At 44.2% G+C, this 19,151-nt stretch carries 21 protein-coding genes; 3 read left to right on the forward strand and 18 right to left on the reverse strand.

What is annotated here, in order from left to right:
- Positions 1-4 precede the first annotated feature (4 nt).
- Together AWQ21_RS02095 and AWQ21_RS02100 are read right to left on the reverse strand one after the other, a co-directional pair.
- Positions 5-394, reverse strand: a complete 390-nt coding sequence (locus AWQ21_RS02095; RefSeq protein WP_065713112.1) for a hypothetical protein — start codon at positions 392-394, stop codon at positions 5-7.
- Complete coding sequence (locus AWQ21_RS02100; RefSeq protein WP_065713113.1) at positions 378-1,646, reverse strand: folylpolyglutamate synthase/dihydrofolate synthase family protein; 1,269 nt, start codon at positions 1,644-1,646, stop codon at positions 378-380. Before AWQ21_RS02100 ends, AWQ21_RS02095 begins: the two co-directional genes overlap by 17 nt.
- Here AWQ21_RS02100 and AWQ21_RS02105 point away from each other — a divergent pair.
- Positions 1,594-2,151, forward strand: coding sequence for a hypothetical protein (locus AWQ21_RS02105; protein ID WP_315862212.1), 558 nt, complete (start codon positions 1,594-1,596; stop codon positions 2,149-2,151). The genes AWQ21_RS02100 and AWQ21_RS02105 overlap by 53 nt on opposite strands.
- A gap of 13 nt (positions 2,152-2,164) precedes the next feature.
- The gene (locus AWQ21_RS02110; protein WP_071932259.1) at positions 2,165-2,656 is read left to right on the forward strand and encodes a hypothetical protein; all 492 of its coding nucleotides are present in this window, start codon (positions 2,165-2,167) and stop codon (positions 2,654-2,656) included.
- On the opposite strand, the gene AWQ21_RS02115 is transcribed toward AWQ21_RS02110, so the two are convergent.
- The 16 genes from AWQ21_RS02115 to AWQ21_RS02185 form a co-directional block, all read right to left on the reverse strand.
- Positions 2,653-3,837, reverse strand: coding sequence for a glycosyltransferase family 4 protein (locus tag AWQ21_RS02115; RefSeq protein ID WP_065713115.1), 1,185 nt, complete (start codon positions 3,835-3,837; stop codon positions 2,653-2,655). The two genes, AWQ21_RS02110 and AWQ21_RS02115, sit on opposite strands and share 4 nt — an antisense overlap.
- A gap of 15 nt (positions 3,838-3,852) precedes the next feature.
- Positions 3,853-4,788 carry a dTDP-4-dehydrorhamnose reductase gene (gene rfbD, locus AWQ21_RS02120; protein WP_315862213.1) on the reverse strand — a complete coding sequence of 312 codons (936 nt, stop codon included), beginning with the start codon at positions 4,786-4,788 and terminating at the stop codon, positions 3,853-3,855.
- A complete protein-coding gene (rfbC, locus tag AWQ21_RS02125) occupies positions 4,785-5,357 on the reverse strand; it encodes a dTDP-4-dehydrorhamnose 3,5-epimerase (protein ID WP_065715178.1) in 573 nt (190 codons plus the stop codon). Before rfbC ends, rfbD begins: the two co-directional genes overlap by 4 nt.
- 59 nt (positions 5,358-5,416) lie before the next feature.
- Positions 5,417-6,313 carry a glucose-1-phosphate thymidylyltransferase RfbA gene (rfbA, locus tag AWQ21_RS02130; protein WP_065713116.1) on the reverse strand — a complete coding sequence of 299 codons (897 nt, stop codon included), beginning with the start codon at positions 6,311-6,313 and terminating at the stop codon, positions 5,417-5,419.
- Positions 6,310-7,380, reverse strand: coding sequence for a dTDP-glucose 4,6-dehydratase (gene rfbB, locus AWQ21_RS02135; RefSeq protein WP_065713117.1), 1,071 nt, complete (start codon positions 7,378-7,380; stop codon positions 6,310-6,312). The genes rfbA and rfbB overlap by 4 nt, the downstream gene beginning before the upstream one ends.
- 26 nt (positions 7,381-7,406) lie before the next feature.
- Positions 7,407-8,288 (reverse strand): glycosyltransferase family 2 protein, encoded by an 882-nt coding sequence (locus AWQ21_RS02140; protein WP_065713118.1) that lies wholly within the window; start codon positions 8,286-8,288, stop codon positions 7,407-7,409.
- A gap of 148 nt (positions 8,289-8,436) precedes the next feature.
- Positions 8,437-9,477, reverse strand: coding sequence for a glycosyltransferase family 2 protein (locus tag AWQ21_RS02145; RefSeq protein ID WP_198159680.1), 1,041 nt, complete (start codon positions 9,475-9,477; stop codon positions 8,437-8,439).
- A gap of 27 nt (positions 9,478-9,504) precedes the next feature.
- Entirely contained in the window at positions 9,505-10,509 is a 1,005-nt protein-coding gene (locus AWQ21_RS02150) for a glycosyltransferase (protein WP_065713120.1), read from the reverse strand.
- A gap of 4 nt (positions 10,510-10,513) precedes the next feature.
- Positions 10,514-11,092 carry an acyltransferase gene (locus AWQ21_RS02155; RefSeq protein WP_065713121.1) on the reverse strand — a complete coding sequence of 193 codons (579 nt, stop codon included), beginning with the start codon at positions 11,090-11,092 and terminating at the stop codon, positions 10,514-10,516.
- Between the two features lie 13 nt (positions 11,093-11,105).
- On the reverse strand, positions 11,106-12,314 hold the full coding sequence (locus AWQ21_RS02160) for a DegT/DnrJ/EryC1/StrS aminotransferase family protein (protein WP_198159681.1): 1,209 nt from the start codon (positions 12,312-12,314) through the stop codon (positions 11,106-11,108).
- Positions 12,315-13,163 (reverse strand): methyltransferase domain-containing protein, encoded by an 849-nt coding sequence (locus AWQ21_RS02165; protein WP_083997949.1) that lies wholly within the window; start codon positions 13,161-13,163, stop codon positions 12,315-12,317.
- A gap of 33 nt (positions 13,164-13,196) precedes the next feature.
- On the reverse strand, positions 13,197-14,135 hold the full coding sequence (locus AWQ21_RS02170) for a hypothetical protein (RefSeq protein ID WP_065713122.1): 939 nt from the start codon (positions 14,133-14,135) through the stop codon (positions 13,197-13,199).
- A 161-nt stretch (positions 14,136-14,296) separates the two neighbouring features.
- Complete coding sequence (locus AWQ21_RS02175) at positions 14,297-15,577, reverse strand: ABC transporter ATP-binding protein (RefSeq protein ID WP_065715181.1); 1,281 nt, start codon at positions 15,575-15,577, stop codon at positions 14,297-14,299.
- 118 nt (positions 15,578-15,695) lie between these two features.
- Positions 15,696-15,809: a DUF29 family protein gene (locus tag AWQ21_RS16150; protein WP_157094688.1), complete on the reverse strand. Its 114-nt coding sequence runs from the start codon at positions 15,807-15,809 to the stop codon at positions 15,696-15,698.
- Between the two features lie 5 nt (positions 15,810-15,814).
- Positions 15,815-16,165 carry a hypothetical protein gene (locus AWQ21_RS02180; RefSeq protein WP_065713123.1) on the reverse strand — a complete coding sequence of 117 codons (351 nt, stop codon included), beginning with the start codon at positions 16,163-16,165 and terminating at the stop codon, positions 15,815-15,817.
- A 97-nt stretch (positions 16,166-16,262) separates the two neighbouring features.
- On the reverse strand, positions 16,263-17,087 hold the full coding sequence (locus AWQ21_RS02185) for an ABC transporter permease (protein WP_065713124.1): 825 nt from the start codon (positions 17,085-17,087) through the stop codon (positions 16,263-16,265).
- A gap of 267 nt (positions 17,088-17,354) precedes the next feature.
- On the opposite strand from AWQ21_RS02185, the gene aspS reads away from it, so the two are divergent.
- The gene (gene aspS / locus AWQ21_RS02190; protein ID WP_065713125.1) at positions 17,355-19,145 is read left to right on the forward strand and encodes an aspartate--tRNA ligase; all 1,791 of its coding nucleotides are present in this window, start codon (positions 17,355-17,357) and stop codon (positions 19,143-19,145) included.
- The last annotated feature ends 6 nt before the right edge of the window (positions 19,146-19,151 follow it).

Here is a 19,151-nt window from a genome sequence, read left to right on the forward strand (position 1 = left end):
GCGATTACCCCCCTAAGTGATCAAATTGCTCAAACACATTGTGGATCAACTGTTGGGTTTTCGCTTCTAGTTTTTGCCAATCCACCGCCCCAGACACCTCGAATAGGGTTTCATCGATGTCCACGGTGCAGCCATTTTCCACGAGGGTTTCGGTGGGATAGGCGACAAAACAGATTTGGTAGCAGAGATCCCAGATATTGACCGTTGTCTCAATATTGTCTTTCTTGAGGCGCAAAACGTAGCCAGGGTAGGGGTCTTGGATGTCTTCGTACTCCCCGCTCCAGGGGGAATCTTCTAGTTGGGCGCGGAAATTATCGACGACCCGAATAAAGGCCGGTTGGAGCAGCATTTCGGCTTGATGCCAGGCTTTGCGGGTTTTAAATTTTGGCTGCATCACTGAGAAATTCTCCCAAAAGATATAACGAACCACATAACACCCTAGTGTGGGGGGTGGCGATCGCCTGATCAAGGGCAGCGGTTAAAGTGGCGTGGGTTTGACAGGAGGCGAGGGCCGGACAAATCACCTGGGCCAGCATCGCTAAAGCTTGGGGATCAGCACTGCTATGGCCCCCCACTGGCACGAGATGTAAGTGATCCCCGTCTCGCAAGAGGGCCTGGAGGACATTTTGGTGATCCTTCGTCGAGAGCATCCCCATGACCCAAGTGACCGGTTGGGGGAGAGTGTCTACATATTTGCGTAATTCCGCTGCCGCCACGCCATTATGAGCGCCATCAATGAGGATTTTTTGACCCTGCCATTGGTGCCATTCAATGCGTCCGGCCCAGCGGGTTTTAGCAATACCGTCACGCAGTTGTTGATCGGAAATTTGCCAACCTTGTTGCCGCAAAGCATAAGTAGTTTCGATGGCGATCGCCGAATTGTGCAGTTGGATCTCGCCTAAAAGGGGCAAGGAATATTCAAATTCACCATATTTCGCTAACATCCCCCTCTGTCCCTCTTCTGAAGGGGAATGCATTATCTGGGCAGACTGAATCCAGGTGGCTGGACAATTTAAGGCTTGAATTTTTTCACGAATCACCTGGGCCGCGATCTCCGGCACTTCCCCAATCACCGCTGGACAATCTTGTTTTAAGATGCCTGCTTTCTCCCCGGCAATTTTGTCTAAACTGTTGCCTAACCGTTGCCAGTGATCCATCCCGATGGAGGTGATGACAGAAACGAGGGGGCGATCGCAAACATTAGTCGAATCTAACCGGCCCCCCAAGCCCACCTCAATCACTGCGATATCCACCTCTTCCTGGGCAAAGTACAAAAATCCTGCCGCTGTAATCACCTCGAACTGGGTGGGCGTTTCTTGGTTGGGATCAATGGCTGCCTGAATTTTCTCTAAAACTGCCAGTAAACGTTCCGGGGCGATGGGCTGATCATTGAGACAAATTCGTTCTGTCCAATGCACTAAATGGGGTGAGGTAAAGCGTCCGACTCGATAGCCCGCCGCCGTGAGAATCGAAGACAAATAGGCACAGACCGAACCTTTCCCGTTGGTGCCTGCCACATGAATAATTGGCACTTGGCCTTCTGGGTGGCCGAGGTTCGCCAGCAATTGGGTAATGCGCGTTAGACCGAGGTTAATGCCAAACCGTTCAAAGGTCGCAAGGAGATTGGCGATCGCCGCTTGGCTCATGGTGAATATCAAAAATTTGGGACAATATCCCCAAACTATAATGGATTGGTGTATGGGAAATTCCCAGATCTGGATCAACTTTCTGGCGTTACTGCCCTCGACGGTCTTAACTGTTTTATTGATTGCGATCGCCTTTTTGAGGTTCTATGACGAAACCGACTTTGAATTCCTCGGACTCATCACCCAACCCAGAGTCTGGAGCAACGGATGCACTGTGGCAGCCCTCCTGGCTACATTGGCTAATTTCGGCGTTGAGTGGAACCGTCGAAATCGAGAAACAAACCGCTTGGCTGAAGAAGCACAACGAAGAGCTACGGAAGAGCAACGAAGAGATGAGGCGGAAAAACGAAGAGATGAGGCAAGAGAACGCCAAGCTGCACGAACTCGAATCGAAACTCGATGCCGTCTTGCGGAAATCCGCTACCAGCTCGACCCAAGCGAAACCCACCGACAAGACTTCGTAAATGTTCTCGCCGTTTTGGAGGAATATGGGGAAATGTTTTAAAAATAGAAAATGAATGTGGCTAAATTTTCTAGCGTTACTGCCCTCGACGGTCTTAACTGTTTTATTGATTGCGATCGCCTTTTTGAGGTTCTATGACGAAACCGACTTTGAATTCCTCGGACTCATCACCCAACCCAGAGTCTGGAGCAACGGATGCACTGTGGCAGCCCTCGTGGCTACATTGGCTAATTTCGGCGTTGAGTGGAACCGTCGAAATCGAGAAACAAACCGCTTGGCTGAAGAAGCACAACGAAGAGCTACGGAAGAGCAACGAAGAGATGAGGCGGAAAAACGAAGAATTCGAGAAGAGCAACGTCGAATGGCTCAGGAAAGAGCAGATGAGTCTCGAAGAGCTGAGACAAGAGAACGCCAAGCTACACGAACTCGAATTGAAACTCGATGCCGTCTTGCGGAAATCCGCTACCAGCTCAATCCCACCGAAGCCAACCGACAAGATTTAGCCGATATTCTCGCCGTTTTGAAGGAATATGGAGAAATACCCTAAGCGCTAGCTATTGCCTGCAAGTAGGCTGTCTCTGTTATGGCAGCTAATTTTTCCCAGGTAAAGCGCTGTTGCACTTTTTGGTAACCAGCTTCTCCCATGGTTTGAGCAAAATGGGAATCACCTAAAATTTCGAGAATACTAGCCGCGATCGCCTTTGGGTCTTGGGCTACCAACAGACCATTTTCGCCATGGTCAATGACTTCAGCCACAGCGGGAATATCACAACCAATTACTGGTTTTTTAAAACTCCAGGCCTCGGTATAAACACCACCAAAGCTTTCTTGACTGGAGGGGACACAGAGACAATCACAGGCCGCCAAGGCATCAGTTTTGGTTTGTAAATCTACAGCACCTAAGCGGAGAATGCGGCGATCGCCATTTTGAAAATAACTTTCCGAGTTTTTGACTGGGGGGCCGATGAAGATAAATTGGGTTTCTGGGTATTTTCCCCATACTGTGGGAGCGGCTGCTAGGAGTTGACGATAGCCTTTGTAGGCGTAGTGTTGTCCCAAAAATAGAACCATCGGGCCAGTAATCTTGTATTGCTCCCGAAAGCTTTGGGGCTTGGGATGAGGCGCGAGGATCGAGCCAATGCCAGTTACCGTAATCTTTTCCGGTTTCACCCCTAAATCCACTAAAGTTTGTTTTTCCACTTCGGTTAAGGCGAGAAGACGATCAGCCTTTTGGTAAAGATTTAGATACTGCTGATAGCGCCAGCCGACCCAGCGAGGATGATGTACAGGAGTAAAGACAAAGGGAATATCTGCTTTTTTGGCGGCGTAGTATGAGGCAAAGCTCAGGCCTTCGCGTCCAATTCTGACGTTATGAATTAAATTTGCATTGTTGGCATAGGGTTGAATTTTCGTTTGTAAGCACTGGGCAATTTTAGGGAGAGCAAAACTCATCCAAGGATAATAAAGCAGGACATAGGGAAAGAGTAATAGTTTTTCTTTTTTGCTTATGGTGAGAGGGTGAATTGAAATGCTATCTAAAAATTCATCCTGGCCTTTTTCAGGTGCTCTGAGTGTGGTTCCTAATAGCCAGTCAGTTCGGTTTTTCCGCCATTGGGTTAGCACTTGAAGCGAGTGCCGAGAGTGTAGCTGCTGAGCAAGGAGATGTTGGTGTAGTTGGGCACCACCAATGGTAGGGGGATAAGTGGTGAGGGTATAGAGAAGATTCATGGCTAAAAGATGACTTTATGAGCATTGATACGCACCCAGAGTCCTAGCGCTACCATCCATCATTAGGCCTAAAAGCTGCTCATAAAGCACTGGTTGCCAGTGTAGGGGCAATTCCTGAAGCTGCTCCCATGTGGAGGACTTATCCAGCACTGAGTAGGCGGGGCGGCAAGCAGTTGTAGGAAATTCGGCGGTGGTAATAGGCACAATAGGCACGGAGTGCTCTAGCAGATTTAATTGTCGACCATAGTGCTGAATAGCGACCGCAAAGTCGTACCAAGTAGCGATCCCCGCATCGGTAGCATGGTAAATGCCGTACCATCTCTGACGGATCCCCAGCCACAGGGTGTTAGCCAAAGTGCTTGTCGCCGTTGGAGTGCCAACCTGATCCGCTACCACCCGAACCTCCTGCTGTTCTTCCATGAGGCGCAACATTGTCGTGACAAAGTTGCGGTGAGTTCCGTCATAAACCCAGGCAGTGCGAACAATTAAAGAAGCGTCTCCCAAACAAGTCTGAACCATCTGCTCACCCATAAGTTTACTTTCGCCATAAACATTCAATGGGTTAGGGGGAGCAGTCGGGGGATAAGGGGTGGAACGTTGGCCATCGAAAACAAAGTCTGTGGAAATATGCAGCAGGCGTCCCCCTGTATTCGCTAAAGCCTCAGCAAGATAACCAGGAGCTTGACCATTGACCGCAAAGGCTTGTTCTACCTCTTGTTCTGCTCGATCCACTGCTGTATAAGCGGCGGCATTGATCACCCAGTCTGGCTTCAATTCGCCGATGCGGTCCAACACAGTAGTACGGTCTGTAATGTCGAGCTGACGACGGCTGAGAGCGATCACTTCATAATTTGTAGGAGCCAATGCGATCAGCGCCTGACCTAGTTGTCCATTGGCTCCCGTAATCAAAACTTTCATCCTGTCTGTAGTTGATAATGCTGGGGAAATCATAGGATGACCTCATTATATTGAGGTAAGTGACTCTTGCTGATGTCTGTTAGGTAAGGAGCTTGGGCATCCTTGGACGATAGTTTGGGTTCTGCTAGGGGTAAAGGCCAATCAATGTTCACCTCGGGGTCATCCCAACGCAGGCTTAGTTCAGTTTCTTGGTGGTAAAAATCTGTACATTTGTAGATGACTAAAGCCGTTTCACTGAGGACACAAAACCCATGGGCAAACCCCTGAGGTATCCAAAGCTGGTGTTTATTTTCTGCTGATAATATTTCCCCTACCCACTGGCCAAAGGTGGGCGATCCAACTCGCAGATCGATGGCTACATCAAATACTTCTCCTTGCAATACATAGATGAGTTTGCCTTGGGGATAGGGCCACTGCAAATGTAAACCTCGCAATGTGCCACATTCGGACAAAGAAAGGTTATCTTGCACAAAATACGGGCCTACATGGTGATGGGTATAGCGATCCTGCTGATAGGTCTCTAGGAAGAACCCTCGGCTATCGACATGAACCGTCGGCTCAATGAGTTTGACGTCGGGTAATTGTGTGGATAAAACTTTCATACGTTGTAGTTCACTCAACTGAATCAACATTTTTGAGATTGTCTTGTTCCCGCATCTGTTCATTGGGAAGAGATAAACGGCTCTGTCTTGATTAAGTCCCGTAGATAATGACGATAGCCATTGTTGGGTAGTTTATTTATGGACGCTTCTAGATGTTCGATAGTGATCCAATTTTTGCCATAGGCAATTTCCTCTAGACAGGCAATTTTAAGTCCCTGACGCTTCTCTAGGGTTTGAACAAATTGTCCAGCATCTAGTAAGCTATCGTGGGTTCCTGTATCTAACCACGCAAATCCTCGCCCAAAGCGTTCAACTCTGAGTTTTTCCTGGCTTAAGTAAGCCAAATGAATATCAGTAATTTCTAATTCTCCCCGATTAGAAGGGCGAAGCTGTTTTGCAATATCAATTACTTGATTGTCATAAAAGTAAAGTCCTGTGACAGCGTAATCGGACTTTGGCTTTGATGGCTTTTCTTCAATAGAGAGAACTTTGCCATCGGGGGAAAATTCCACCACCCCAAACCGTTCTGGATCCTTAACCTGGTAGCCAAATACTGTAGCTCCGCCTTGAGTCTCCACTGTGGCTACTGCTCGCTGAAGTTGGGCGGTAAAACTTTGACCGTAGAAAATATTATCTCCTAGCACCAAACAGACCGAATCATCGCCAATGAATGATTTTCCAATCAAAAAGGCCTGGGCCAAACCATCGGGGCTGGGCTGCACGGCATAGCTGAGGTCTAGCCCCCACTGCTGTCCTGTGCCCAAGAGCCGACGGAAAGCTGCTTCATCTTGGGGGGTGGTAATCACCAGAATCTCGCGAATATCAGCCAACATCAACACCGACAGCGGGTAGTAAATCAACGGTTTATCGTAGATCGGCAGTAGTTGCTTCGAGGTACCGAGGGTAATTGGGTAGAGGCGGCTACCGGAGCCCCCTGCTAGGATGATGCCCTTCATAGATTTAGCCCCAATCGTTGACGACTATAGGTATTGGCTAAGGCCCGATCACACCAGCCGCGATGGGTCAGGTACCATTCCACAGTTTTGCGTAGCCCAGTGGCAAAGGTTTCCTGGGGTTGCCAGCCCAGTTCCCGCTGAATTTTGCTGGCATCGATGGCGTAGCGCTGGTCGTGGCCGGGACGGTCTGGAACAAAGGTAATCAGATCGGCATAGCGGGTGACACCAGGGGGCTTATGGGGAGCAAGTTCCTCCAGTAGGTCGCAAATAGTAGATACTACGTCGAGATTGCAGATTTCCTGGTTGCCACCAATCACATAGGTTTCCCCGGGTTGGCCTTGGGTGAGCACAGTATAAAGCGCACGGGCATGATCTTCCACATAAAGCCAGTCGCGGATTTGTTTTCCTTGGCCATAAACAGGTAGAGCTTTGCCTTCCAAAGCGTTGAGAATCATGAGGGGGATCAGCTTTTCTGGGAAGTGGTAGGGACCATAGTTATTTGAGCAGTTAGTAATTAGAATGGGCAAACCATAGGTGCGGTGCCACGCCCGAACTAGATGGTCGGCACTGGCCTTGCTGGCGGAATAGGGCGAACTGGGGGCGTAGGGGGTGGCTTCGGTGAAGTAGCTGTCTCCATGGCCGAGATCGCCAAAGACTTCGTCGGTGGAAATGTGGTGAAATCGAAACTGGGTTCGAGACTCTGAATCTAGGGTTTGCCAGTGGGTGCGGGCGGCCTCTAGTAGGGTGTATGTGCCGACAATGTTGGTCTGAATAAAGGCGGCCGGGCCATCGATGGAACGATCTACATGGGTTTCGGCGGCGAGGTGTAGAATGGCCGTGGGTTGGTAGGTTTTGAAAATGCGTGTGAGGGCGGCCCCATCGCAAATATCAACCTGCTCGAAGTGGTAGCGGGGGTGGTTAGCTACTATCTCCACAGATTCGAGGTTTCCGGCATAGGTCAACTTATCAAGGTTAATCACGGTATGGGGGGTTTGCTGGATAAGATAGCGTACTAGTGCAGAGCCAATAAACCCTGATCCTCCCGTTACTAGTAGTGTTTTAACCATAGGTTTATTCATACTCGCATTCATTTTCAAAAGCTCTGGTACGGCTTGCTTTTTAACTGCAAAAACTGCTTAATTCCTTGTAAACGGCCCCTAGACTGATCGTTTTTGACGGGCAAGTAGAGAATAGCGATAGTAAGACAATAAATAAAGTAGGTCAGAAACCCTAATATTGTGCCATGTTTTTTGATGAGCAATAGTCGTCCAAATGTATAGTTTTTATACATAGATAGTTGATTGCGACCAATAATAGAAGAAACTTTATGGCTCACGAGCACTTCGTTGGTAACGGCTATAGAATGGCCTTGCTTAGCATATCTTAGGCAAAAGTCAGCGTCTTCGGCGTAGAGAAAATAGTCTTTGTCGAATTCGGGCTGCTTTTTAAACTGGCGGAGGTTGATAATAAAGCTGCAACCTGTTACCCACTGAACGGGTCTGGTTAGAGCCGAGTGATCACCCAATTTGGCCGCTGATTGAGTCGCTTTATTGCTATGCTTTAGGTTACCTAACCATGGGTTAAAAGATCCCTCAGCAAACCAAATATTGCCATCGGGGGATAGAATTTTGGTTCCCAGAATCGCGATGTTGGGATTCTCTAGCAAGCACTGATGAATGTGCCGATCAGCCCCGGGTTCTAGGGTCGCATCGGGATTGATCAACCATACTAAGCCTTGGCGATCTCGTTGCCACACATCGCGAATACCGAGGTTGCAACCCTGGCCAAAACCAAGATTATCCTCTGCCTCAATAACATGCACATTATCTCCGGCAAGTTGATGGATAGCGACCTCCTCCGGTGAGTTGTTGATAATTAATAACTCGTAGGGGCTTGTCACTCCCGCTTGAATTGAGACGCTTAGATTCTTAATTAGTTCAGTAGAATAATAGTTGACCGTAATAAAATAAATCATATTGGGTGTCTTTGGCTTTATACACTGAAAAGCTCAGCCAGGATAAGTGCAGGAACAAGTAAGTGAAGCCTTACTCCGAAGAAGCCAGCCCGATTTTAAGCACCCTAATAATTCTAAGCATGAATCTTTCACATAGAGCATTTGATTTTCATGGACTCCATGTTTTACCTAACTTGCCAAGAAATCCATCAAATGTTCCTCTATAGCAGGCCCACAATTTAGCAAATTTTTCATTTGGTTCATACAACATAATTCTGGCTATTATCTTTATTAAAGACTGAATTCTATGTGCAACAGATAAATGGAGACTATTATATTGCCTAGATAATCTAGTTTGTATAAAGGTGTGATTTCTGAACATATAGTAATATCTCATGACAGAATATGAGTAAACAGGGATTAATTCCTTATTTCTCCTGATCCTATGTTTTACAAAGCTGCCAAAGTTGTGCTGCATCAATGATTGGGTCGTCACAATAATGCGAAAACCTTGGCTCCTGAATTTTATACAGTAATCCCAATCAACAGCATCAATAAATAAGTCTTGGTTAGGCAAATCTACTTTTTGGGCAACTTGCAAACTTACTAATGATCCGGATGTGATGACCATATCACACTCATAAAAGTCTTGTTTTTTACTTCTGATAGTCTTATGATTTTTGTGTTTGGATACTGAAAAAAAACGATATCTATCAAATATTGCTCCTTCTAATTCTTCTTCAGACCGGATGTCAATTGATAATGGTGCAATCACTCCTATCGGTAAATCCTCACTATGCAACTTATCATAATTAACTAAAAGTTTTTCTAGGCAGTCTTTTTTCGGCTCACTATCTTGATCAAATGTCCAAAGAAAATCATAATTGTTATTAATTGCCCACTCGATACCAATACATAATCCTTGTGCAATACCAATATTTTCTGGATGCGATTCAACAATGATTTTAGTTTGAAATTGTGGATCTACTTCTAGATCTAAAATGACCGGAGAATTATCAATAATAATGATTTTATCAATTGGATAGGTTTGTGAAAAAAGCGACTTGAGACATGTATTAATTGCAAGTTGGTCACAGTAAGCAGTAATATAAGCTACCACTTTATAAGTATTTTTTATTTCTGTATGCATGATTTCTCGTTTATTCAATTCATATTGTCTATGCAAAAGTTTAAATTCTCGAGCATTCAAGTAAGCTTTATCATAAATAAGTAATAGTCATATTAAGAGTGCAAGAACTGAATTTAAAGAACCTTGAATCCTGAAAAGTTTTTTGATTTTTCTATTGAACTTATACCAAGATTGATATATTCGATAAAACGGATTTCTTTTTATTTTTTGCAACTCCATCATATTAATTCTTATAATATTTTTGAAGATTAATATTGGCTCTTTTGCCAAGTCATCAATGAAGTCTTGATGCCGATTAAAGATAATTTGAGATCTGCATGCAATATGACTTTCGATATCTTTTCTTATAAAATCAAAGTTTTTATCCAAGTCTAAAAGTATACAACAATAAGAAATCAAGGTTTTTGTTTCGTGATACAGTGATGACTGACTCGACCACATTGAATGGGGATGGATTCTGTAAACAGCCATATCCTCATCAATGTGGAATATTTTTCCATGTAAAGCATTCATCATATGAATATAGTAATCGCCCAATGGAGAATGAATAAAGTTGGCTCCAATAATTGAGTCTTGACGATTTCTGAACACACAGGAAGGAGTATGAATATAGTTGCCTTTTACTAAGTCAGTGATTGATGTGATTTTTGAAGGTACATTTGTTATATTATCTTCTATTAGTTGATTGTTTTTTAGGATTTTTACTTTATGAAAACAAATAGAAAATTCAGGATTTAATTCCATAAAATCAACTTGTTTTTGTAGTTTTAGGGAATCTGTCCAGTAGTCATCACCTTCACAAAGTGCAATATATTTACCTTCTGCTTTTTTTAAAATATCTCTGAAAAAGTCAAATTGTCTAATTGAAAATTGATTTTGGGTTTGTATTATTGGTTTGATAATTTCAGGATATTTCGTGTGATATTCTTGAATAACTTTAGTAGTGTTATCAGTAGAAGCATCATCATGAATAATGACTTCTACAGGAAAATTAGTTTTTTGCATTAAGAAACCATTGATAGCTTCTTCAATAAACTCTTCATGATTGTAAGTGACACATACAATACTCACCTGAGGCTGATTTGTATTCATAAACTTAGTATTCGCAAGTATCCTGGGAGTTGAGGAAAGCTTTTTCTATCTCAAGAAGATCTCGCTTTCGAGAAGTAATTCGTTTTAGTGGAGAACCAGCATATATGGTAAAAGCTTGACAATTTTTATTAACAAGACTGAGGGCTCCAATGGCAACACCTTCTTCAAGAATTACTCCAGGCAGAATGATTGACCCAGCACCAACAATTACATGGCGTTCAAGAAGAACGTCAGCATGGGTGACATTAGTAAAGTTTTCAGGAATAGTAGGATTAGTCATTGCACTACCACTATAATCATCATTACTGCTATAAATAGATACTCGCGATGAAAGACCAGAGAAATCAGATAGTTTTATTTTACCTGCGCCAATTAAAGATGAATAAACTGCAATGTGAACATTACTTCCAATAATAATACCTCCGACTCCGGCAGATAAAACGCAAAAATCGTCAATCCTAACATTGTCTCCTATTTCTATCCGGGAACAATTATAGTAAGAAGTTTTGTTAGAAAGTAAGACATTTGTCCCTACCTTTGCAAAACCCAGAGCTTCTATTTCAGTTTTAGTTAGCCAAGCCATAATCGTGAAAGTCTTAGTGAGTTGTTTTTCCTTGATTTTTTATTTTGAGGGGGAAGTCTGCAATTGCTAGTCTAATAATTTTACAAATTTGAATAATGATCTCTTCAGAGATAGCTGTTCCTGTGGGTAAGATCAAAACTTTTGAAGTTAATTTTTCCGTTTCTGGCAGTAGTAAGCCAGCATGAGGAAAGTAAGATCGATATGGCTCCATTTGATGACACCCAGGATAAAAATAACGCCGTGCAATCACATTCTCTGCATGGAGAACTTCAACTAATAAGTCTCGACTAATACCCGCATTGGTCTCATCAACTTCGACAACTACATACTGATAATTTTGCTTTTCTGATTCATTATAAGGAAACAACTTTACCCCCGGTAGACCTGCCAATTCTTGCTGATAAACCTCATAGTTTCGACGATTCACCGCCATAAACTCATCAATACTCTCTAACGAGGTTAGACCCATAGCCGCCGAAACTTCTGACATTTTGCCATTGGTCCCCAGATAAATCACATTATCAAAGCCAGCAAAGCCAAAATTCTTCATCAACCGGAGTTTTTCATTCAACTCATCATCATTAGTAGCGATCGCCCCACCTTCAAAGCTATTGATGAACTTTGTTGCATGGAAACTAAAAACCTCTGCCTTTCCGAAATTACCAATCATCTGCCCCTGATAGGAACAGCCCAATGCATGGGAGGCATCAAATGCTAATTTTAACTGATGACGATCGGCAATAGCGGTCAAAGCATCCACATTACAAGGCTGGCCCCAAACATGCACCCCAATAATGCCCGAGGTGCGCGGTGTAATCATCTGTTCGACTTTCGCGGGATCGAGAGTATGGGTTTTGGGGCCAATATCGCAAAAAACTGGGGTAATCTCCTGCCATTGCAACGCATGGGCCGTGGCGATAAAGGTAAAAGAGGGCACAATCACCTCCCCTTTGAACTCCAAAGCCCGAATCACTAACTCTAAGGCGATTGTTCCATTACAAACCGCAATGCAGTGCTTAACACCTAAATAGTCTGCGAGCTGTTGTTCAAATTCTTGAACAAACGTTCCATTATTAGATAGCCAGCGGCGATCTAACATATCGTTAATTCGTTCTAGCAAGCGTTCTCGGTTACCAATGTTCGGCCGCCCAATATGAAGCTTCTCCTTAAACATTGACTCACCGCCAAAAATAGCAAGTTCATGAACTGAGTTTTTCATCATTTAAGCTCCTAGAGCCACAATGCTAGATACATCAGGCGATGGTTGCTTACTTACTATATAAAGCACGGATCGAGGATGTATGCCATATCTAAAAAAAGTATCTTTATCAAAAAAGTTGATATCTAGCTCTGAAACTTGAAATCCAGTCTCCCTTATTTTTTTTAGGAACCCTGTTTTAGAGTACATTCGGACATGATCACCCTGTCCAAAATGCTTCCATCGCTCACCTGAATCAGTAATCTCAGAATTTTCGTAATCCTCATTCAAGGTCAACATAATAGGAACCATCAAGATTCCTCGACCTTGCTCATTCAAGACTCTATATAGTTCTTGAAGGGCTTTCTTGTCATCTTTAATATGCTCTAAAACATGAGAACAAATAAAGAAATCAAATAAACCATCCTGATACGCATCCATGCTTGTAACATCTAGGATGTCGTCAACATCTGTCCTATTCAGATCGGTCGAGCGATACTTTAATTCGGGATATTTTTTGATGATAAAATTTCTAAGACTATTAGATGGAGCGATATCTAGAAAGTTCTGATTTTCAATCTTGTCAGAAAATTCCCTGCTTAAATAGGCCGCATAAAGCCTATCCCTGTCGCTAGAACTACAATGAGGACAAAGATAACCTAGTTGATTTAGTGTTTCAAACTGAAAAATTGAAAATATAAATCCATGAGCATCTAACTTCTCATAGTAAGCATCAGGTAATCGAGCGAACTTTTTAACAGAAGACTCACATACTGGGCAATGAAAATTATATGGTTTATTGAATTCGGAAATTCTAAACTTTATCTTTTGGATGAGACTCAGGAATTTTCTTCCTACTGTATGATTATACATTTTTGTTTTTCTGGATGTGTTTTTTATTCTGTTTTAGTCAAGTATTTTGATTTCCTTGATTTGGTTTACTTTATTTTTTATTCTTTTCATGAAGCCCAAAATAAACCATTTAAGCCTCAGTGTAACTTTCGGATTTGAGGAATTGAAAGTTTTTTTTGTTGAGCAGTATTGTCCTGTCGATAAATTACCTTTAGTGAATATTGTATACCCAGAATACAATTGATGATTCCATGTTTCAGTAAATGTTTTTTTTATTTTAAACTTCGTATACGGATGACTTAGATCTTGATAGCTGTCCCAAGTTAAATGTTTTGCTTGAGAGTTCTTGATAATTACCCATTTCTCCTTTAATACTTCATAGCAGAAAAAATGTAGTGAAGAGTCTATAAAGTTAAATCCATTTTTTTTTCTCCAGTTCAAAAATTTTAGAAGTTTTTCAGTTTTCAACAACACCAAATGTATGCCCGTAAGAGTTTCCGTATAGCCATCATATTGTGCTATTGGTGGCGGAACCCATTTAACCGCTTCAGGAAATGTTTTGACCGGAAGATTAGCTATGTCTAAGCCGACAGCACAAGCAAAAATGTCCGAGTATTTATTTAGTATTTCTATTTCTTCACACAACCATCCATTACCTTCAACAATCAAATCACCATCAGTTAGTAATATATAATCATAGTCCTCCCAATTAATCGTATTACTATGATCAACAAATATCTCAACAGCATTATTGGTAATATTATTGTCAAATAAAATATACTGCTTTATTTTTTCAGCTTCCAATAAGGTTTGAATGTATGGTTTAATCAGATCTTGAGTAAATTCGCTAGGATTTTCCAGGATGACTATGTCTAACATGTCGTCGTGACTAACCATAAAGTCGATGGATTTTTTGATGACTTCAAAATCAAAAAAAATGATCGCTATGCATAGAATTTTCTTGTGCTGTGACTGGTTTTGCATGGTTTTCATAAAGGGTATGCGAAATTTTTATTTGTTCGATTCAAAGGATGCTTAAAAAAGGGCCAACAATATCTTTGTCTAGATTATTTCAACTCAAGAAGCAAGATTTTTAGATTAATCTAGCAAAAATTATGTAATTTCATCCGGGAAGACTCATCCAGAATTTTTCCTTATACTTTCTCTACCAATGAGGCTTTCCATTTCAGTTTTGGTCTAACAATGCCTGACCATTTTCCTAGCCAATCTCCTTCTCGACTTTGTTCGATAACTTCAAAAACCAACGCATCTCTATACGCAAAAATAATCTGCATATTTTTGACGATCATGACTTCTATTTTATAAGTTTCATCGTTTAGCAGATTGGGGGGAATATGACAAGTAAATTGGATCAAGCCTTGGGGGAAATTTCGGGCTTGTGAACAAGAATTAAAAACATGGACTTCATTAATGTCAAATAGGTTTAGGCTTAGGTTGAGAAATGAATTTTCACAAAAATTCCAAAACTCTACTACTAGAATTAGAGGAGATTCTATAGTGATTTCTGAAGACTCATCTTGAGCCATCAATTTTATGTAATGAAGCTTTACTTCGTGAGTGCCTGGTGCAATATCTTGATTTTCCCATTTCTTTTCTAAGTTACATGTATTGCCAACTGCTAAATACTCTGAAACTAATCGACTGATTTCATCAGATCCAACCAAACTTCCTTGATCTAGCCATATACCTTTAATACATAAACTTTTAACTGCCGTCATATTATGACTTACAAATAGAACTGTTCTACCTTCTTGTTTAGCTACATCTCCCATTTTCCCCAAACACTTCTTCTGAAACTGAGCATCCCCCACCGCCAACACCTCATCCACCACCAAGATCTCCGGCTCCAGGTGCGCCGCCACCGCAAACGCCAACCGCACATACATCCCGCTGGAATACCGCTTCACCGGCGTATCCAAAAACCGCTCCACCTCCGCAAACGCCACAATCTCATCAAACTTCTTGCGGATCTCCAGCCGACTCATCCCCAGGATCGACCCATTCAGATAAATATTTTCCCGGCCCGTCAACTCCGGATGGAACCCCGTCCCCACTTCTAACAGGCTCGCTACCCGCCCCCGTAACTCAATGCGGCCCGTGGTCGGTTCCGTAATCCGACTGAGGATCTTCAGGAGTGTGGATTTCCCGGCCCCATTGCGGCCAATAATCCCAACCACCTCACCACGCTTAATCTCGAAATTGATATCCTTCAGCGCCCAAAACTCTTCTGTCGTATAACTGCGCCGCCGTTCCTTGCCGATTAGCCGCTTCCCAAAAGACTTGGCCCCATTTGCCACCACATCCCGCAGGGCCACATAATTACCCCGATTCGGTTTCCAGCCTCCCGATTGCGCTTGGTGGCCGATGATGTACTTTTTTCCTAAATTTTCGACCCGGATGATCGTGTCCGACATAAGACCAAAGATAAGCCGCCACACAATAACTTACCCGAAAACGTCCCCCGGAGCATCATTGCCTTCGGAAAACAATCAGACCTAAGATCGCTGAAATGGAGCGAGACCGTCGAAACCCTCAATCAAGATCGGGCCAAAACTCAGGGGATAATACGTCAGCAAGGGTAAACGGACAAACCTCTGGAAATTGCTCATCTGGTAAATCCGTTTCGGCGATCGCAAAATTTTTCAAATCGCCTAAAACAAATCCCCATATTCCGCCAACATCGCCAGGACTGCCCTTAAAGCTCGTCGGTTGGCTTCGGAGGGGTCAAGCTGAAATTCGATTTCGGCAATACGGCATCGAGTTTCGATTCGAGTTCGCGCAATCTGGCGTTCTCTCTCCTCAGCTCTTCGTTGTGCTTCTTCAGCCAGGCGGTTTGTTTCTCGACTTCGACGGTTCCACTCAACGCCGAAATTAGCCAATGTAGCCAGGAGGGCTGCCACAGTGAGTCCGTTGCTCCACTGTCGGGGGTTGGCAATGAGTCCGAGGAATTCAAAGTCGGTTTGGTCATAGAACCTCAAAAAGGCGATCGCAATCAGTAACATCGTCAAGACGGTCGATGGCAATAACGCCAGAAAATTGAGCCACGTTTATTCAACTTTTCTGCTTTATTTATTTTAACCTCCGTTATTTTTTGTTGGATTAGATAATATCAGCAAAAATACGCTCCATCCGCCGAAAATACCAAACACCACCCGCAAAAATCGCGACCACTAAACCAAAAGACAACAAAAATCCTGGGAGATAAATCTGTGACTCCCCCCCCAAAATTGCCCAGCGAAAACCATCAATGACCGAGACCATCGGGTTGAGAGAATACAGTAATCGCCACTGTTCTGGCACAATGCTACTGCTAAAACCCACAGGAGAAATATACAAACCAAATTGCACGAAAAACGGCACAATGTAGCGAAAATCTCGGTACTGCACATTGAGAGAAGCTAACCATAGTCCTGCCCCCATCGCTGCCATAAAGGCGATCGCCACAAAAACCGGTAACGTTAGAATTCGCCAACTAGGGACAAAGTTATACCAAGCCATCAGCCCCAGCAGGATAAACCCAGAAATGAGAAAATCCACAAAACTAACGATCACGGCACTGGTCGGCACAATCAACCGGGGAAAATAGACCTTTGCCAAAAGATTGGAGTTGGTGATCAAGCTGTTGCTACATTCGGCCAGAGAACTGGCGAAAAACTGCCACGGTAGCATCGCGGCAAATACCAAAATTGGGTAAGGTGCCCCCTCGGAGGGGAGTTTCGCCAGGTTACCGAAAACAATCGTAAACACAATCATCGTCAAAAAAGGCCGCAGTAAAGCCCAGAGCACGCCGATCGCCGTTTGTTTATAACGCACCAGGATATCCCGCCATGCCAAAAAATAAAACAGTTCTCGATATTGCCAAATGTCCTGCCAATACTGTTTTTCCGTTTTGCCCGCTTCAATAACGAGATAGTAATTTCGCATCGATCCCCTAGGAAAGGTTGTCTCAATAACCTTGCTGCATTTTACGGGTTTACACAATCATCAGGCGATCGCCACGCTGGTTTTCATTACTTATTCACTTATTCAGGCCATGGGCGATTACAAATCGCGGGTATTGGATTTTTGTCAGTTGACAGCAAGTTTTACCCTTAAGTTTGGGACGACGCTAGAGAATATAGGCAAGACCCAGGATCTTTGGTAGGCTTAGTATCGCTTTAAAACTCTATGCTTTAACTATATATACTAACTATGCGTACTCATTACTGCGGGGATTTGCGCTCCGAGCACATTGACCAGACCGTAACCCTGTATGGCTGGGTCGATCGCCGTCGGGATCACGGTGGCGTAATTTTTATTGATCTGCGCGATCGCACGGGCATTGTCCAGATTGTCAGTGACCCCCAGCGAACCCCAGATTCCTACAATGATGCCGATGCTAGCCGCAGTGAGTATGTCGTAAAAATTGTCGGGAAAGTCAGCGCCCGCCAAGAAGGGGCGAAAAATCCTAAATTACCCACTGGCGAAGTGGAGATCTACGCTGACACCATCGAGATCCTAAATAGCGTCCACAAGCAGCTCCCGATCCTCATTTCCAGCAGTGCCGACGGCGATCAGGTCAAAGAAGACCTCCGGCTAAAATATCGCTACCTTGACCTGCGGCGGGAAACCATGGCGAAAAACCTCCAACTGCGCCACACCGTCGTCAAATCGATGCGTCGCTTCCTGGAAGACGATGAAAACTTCATGGAGGTGGAAACACCAATCCTGACCCGGTCTACCCCCGAAGGGGCACGGGATTATCTGGTGCCGTCCCGTGTGAACCCAGGGGATTGGTATGCTCTGCCCCAGTCGCCCCAGCTTTTTAAACAATTGCTAATGGTGGCTGGCTGCGATCGCTACTACCAAATTGCCCGCTGCTTCCGGGACGAAGACCTCCGGGCCGACCGCCAACCGGAATTTACCCAGTTGGATATGGAAATGAGCTTCATGTCCTTCGACGAAATCATTGACCTCAACGAACGCTTAATCTGTCGTATTTTCCAGGATGCCCAGGGCATTGAACTTGAGCGTCCCTTCCCACGCATCACCTACGCCGAATCCATGGAGAAATATGGCTGCGATCGCCCCGATACGCGCTTTGGTCTAGAGCTTGTCAATGTCTCCGATATCGTTGCGGACATGGGCTTTAAAGTCTTTTCTGGAGCCGTCAAGAGCGGTGGCCAAGTGAAAGTCTTACCAATTCCTAACGGAAACGATGCCATTTCCAATGTGCGCATCAAGCCCGGTGGTGATCTGTTTAATGCCGCCGTCGAAATGGGGGCCAAAGGGCTTGCCTTTATTCGGGTGCGGGAAGACGGGGCGATCGATACCATCGGTGCGATTAAAGACAATCTCAGTGACGCCCAAAAACAAGAACTCCTCCGCCGCACCGGAGCCGAAGCCGGCACGCTTTTACTGTTTGGGGCAGGGGCAACGGATATTGTGAATAAGTCTCTCGACCGGGTGCGACAGTTGGTCGGCGCTGAGATGGGTCTGATTAACGAAAATCAACTCAATTTTGTTTGGGTGACGGATTTTCCGATGTTTGAATATAATAGCGACGAAAAACGCCTCGAAGCTTTACATCACCCCTTCACTGCACCGAATCCAGACGACCTAAAGGATCTAGCAACGGCCCGCGCCCTCGCCTATGACCTGGTGTTAAATGGCATTGAAATCGGTGGCGGCAGTCTACGAATTTACCAGCGGGAAGTCCAAGAAAAAGTCTTCCAGACCATTGGTTTGTCAGAAACCGAGGCCCAAGAAAAGTTTGGTTTTCTGCTCGAAGCCTTTGAATATGGCACTCCTCCCCATGGCGGGATTGCTTACGGTTTAGACCGTTTGGTGATGCTCATGGCCCAGGAGGATTCCATTCGCGATGTGATTGCCTTCCCGAAAACACAACAGGCAAGCTGTCTATTGACCGATGCACCAGCAGAGGTTGATCAAAAGCAACTGAAGGAACTCTTTGTTGCTTCTACAGCACCGGAAAAGGACTAGACGATT

The sequence above is a fragment of the Picosynechococcus sp. PCC 7003 genome (assembly GCF_001693255.1).
Taxonomy (GTDB): Bacteria; Cyanobacteriota; Cyanobacteriia; order Cyanobacteriales; family MRBY01; genus MRBY01.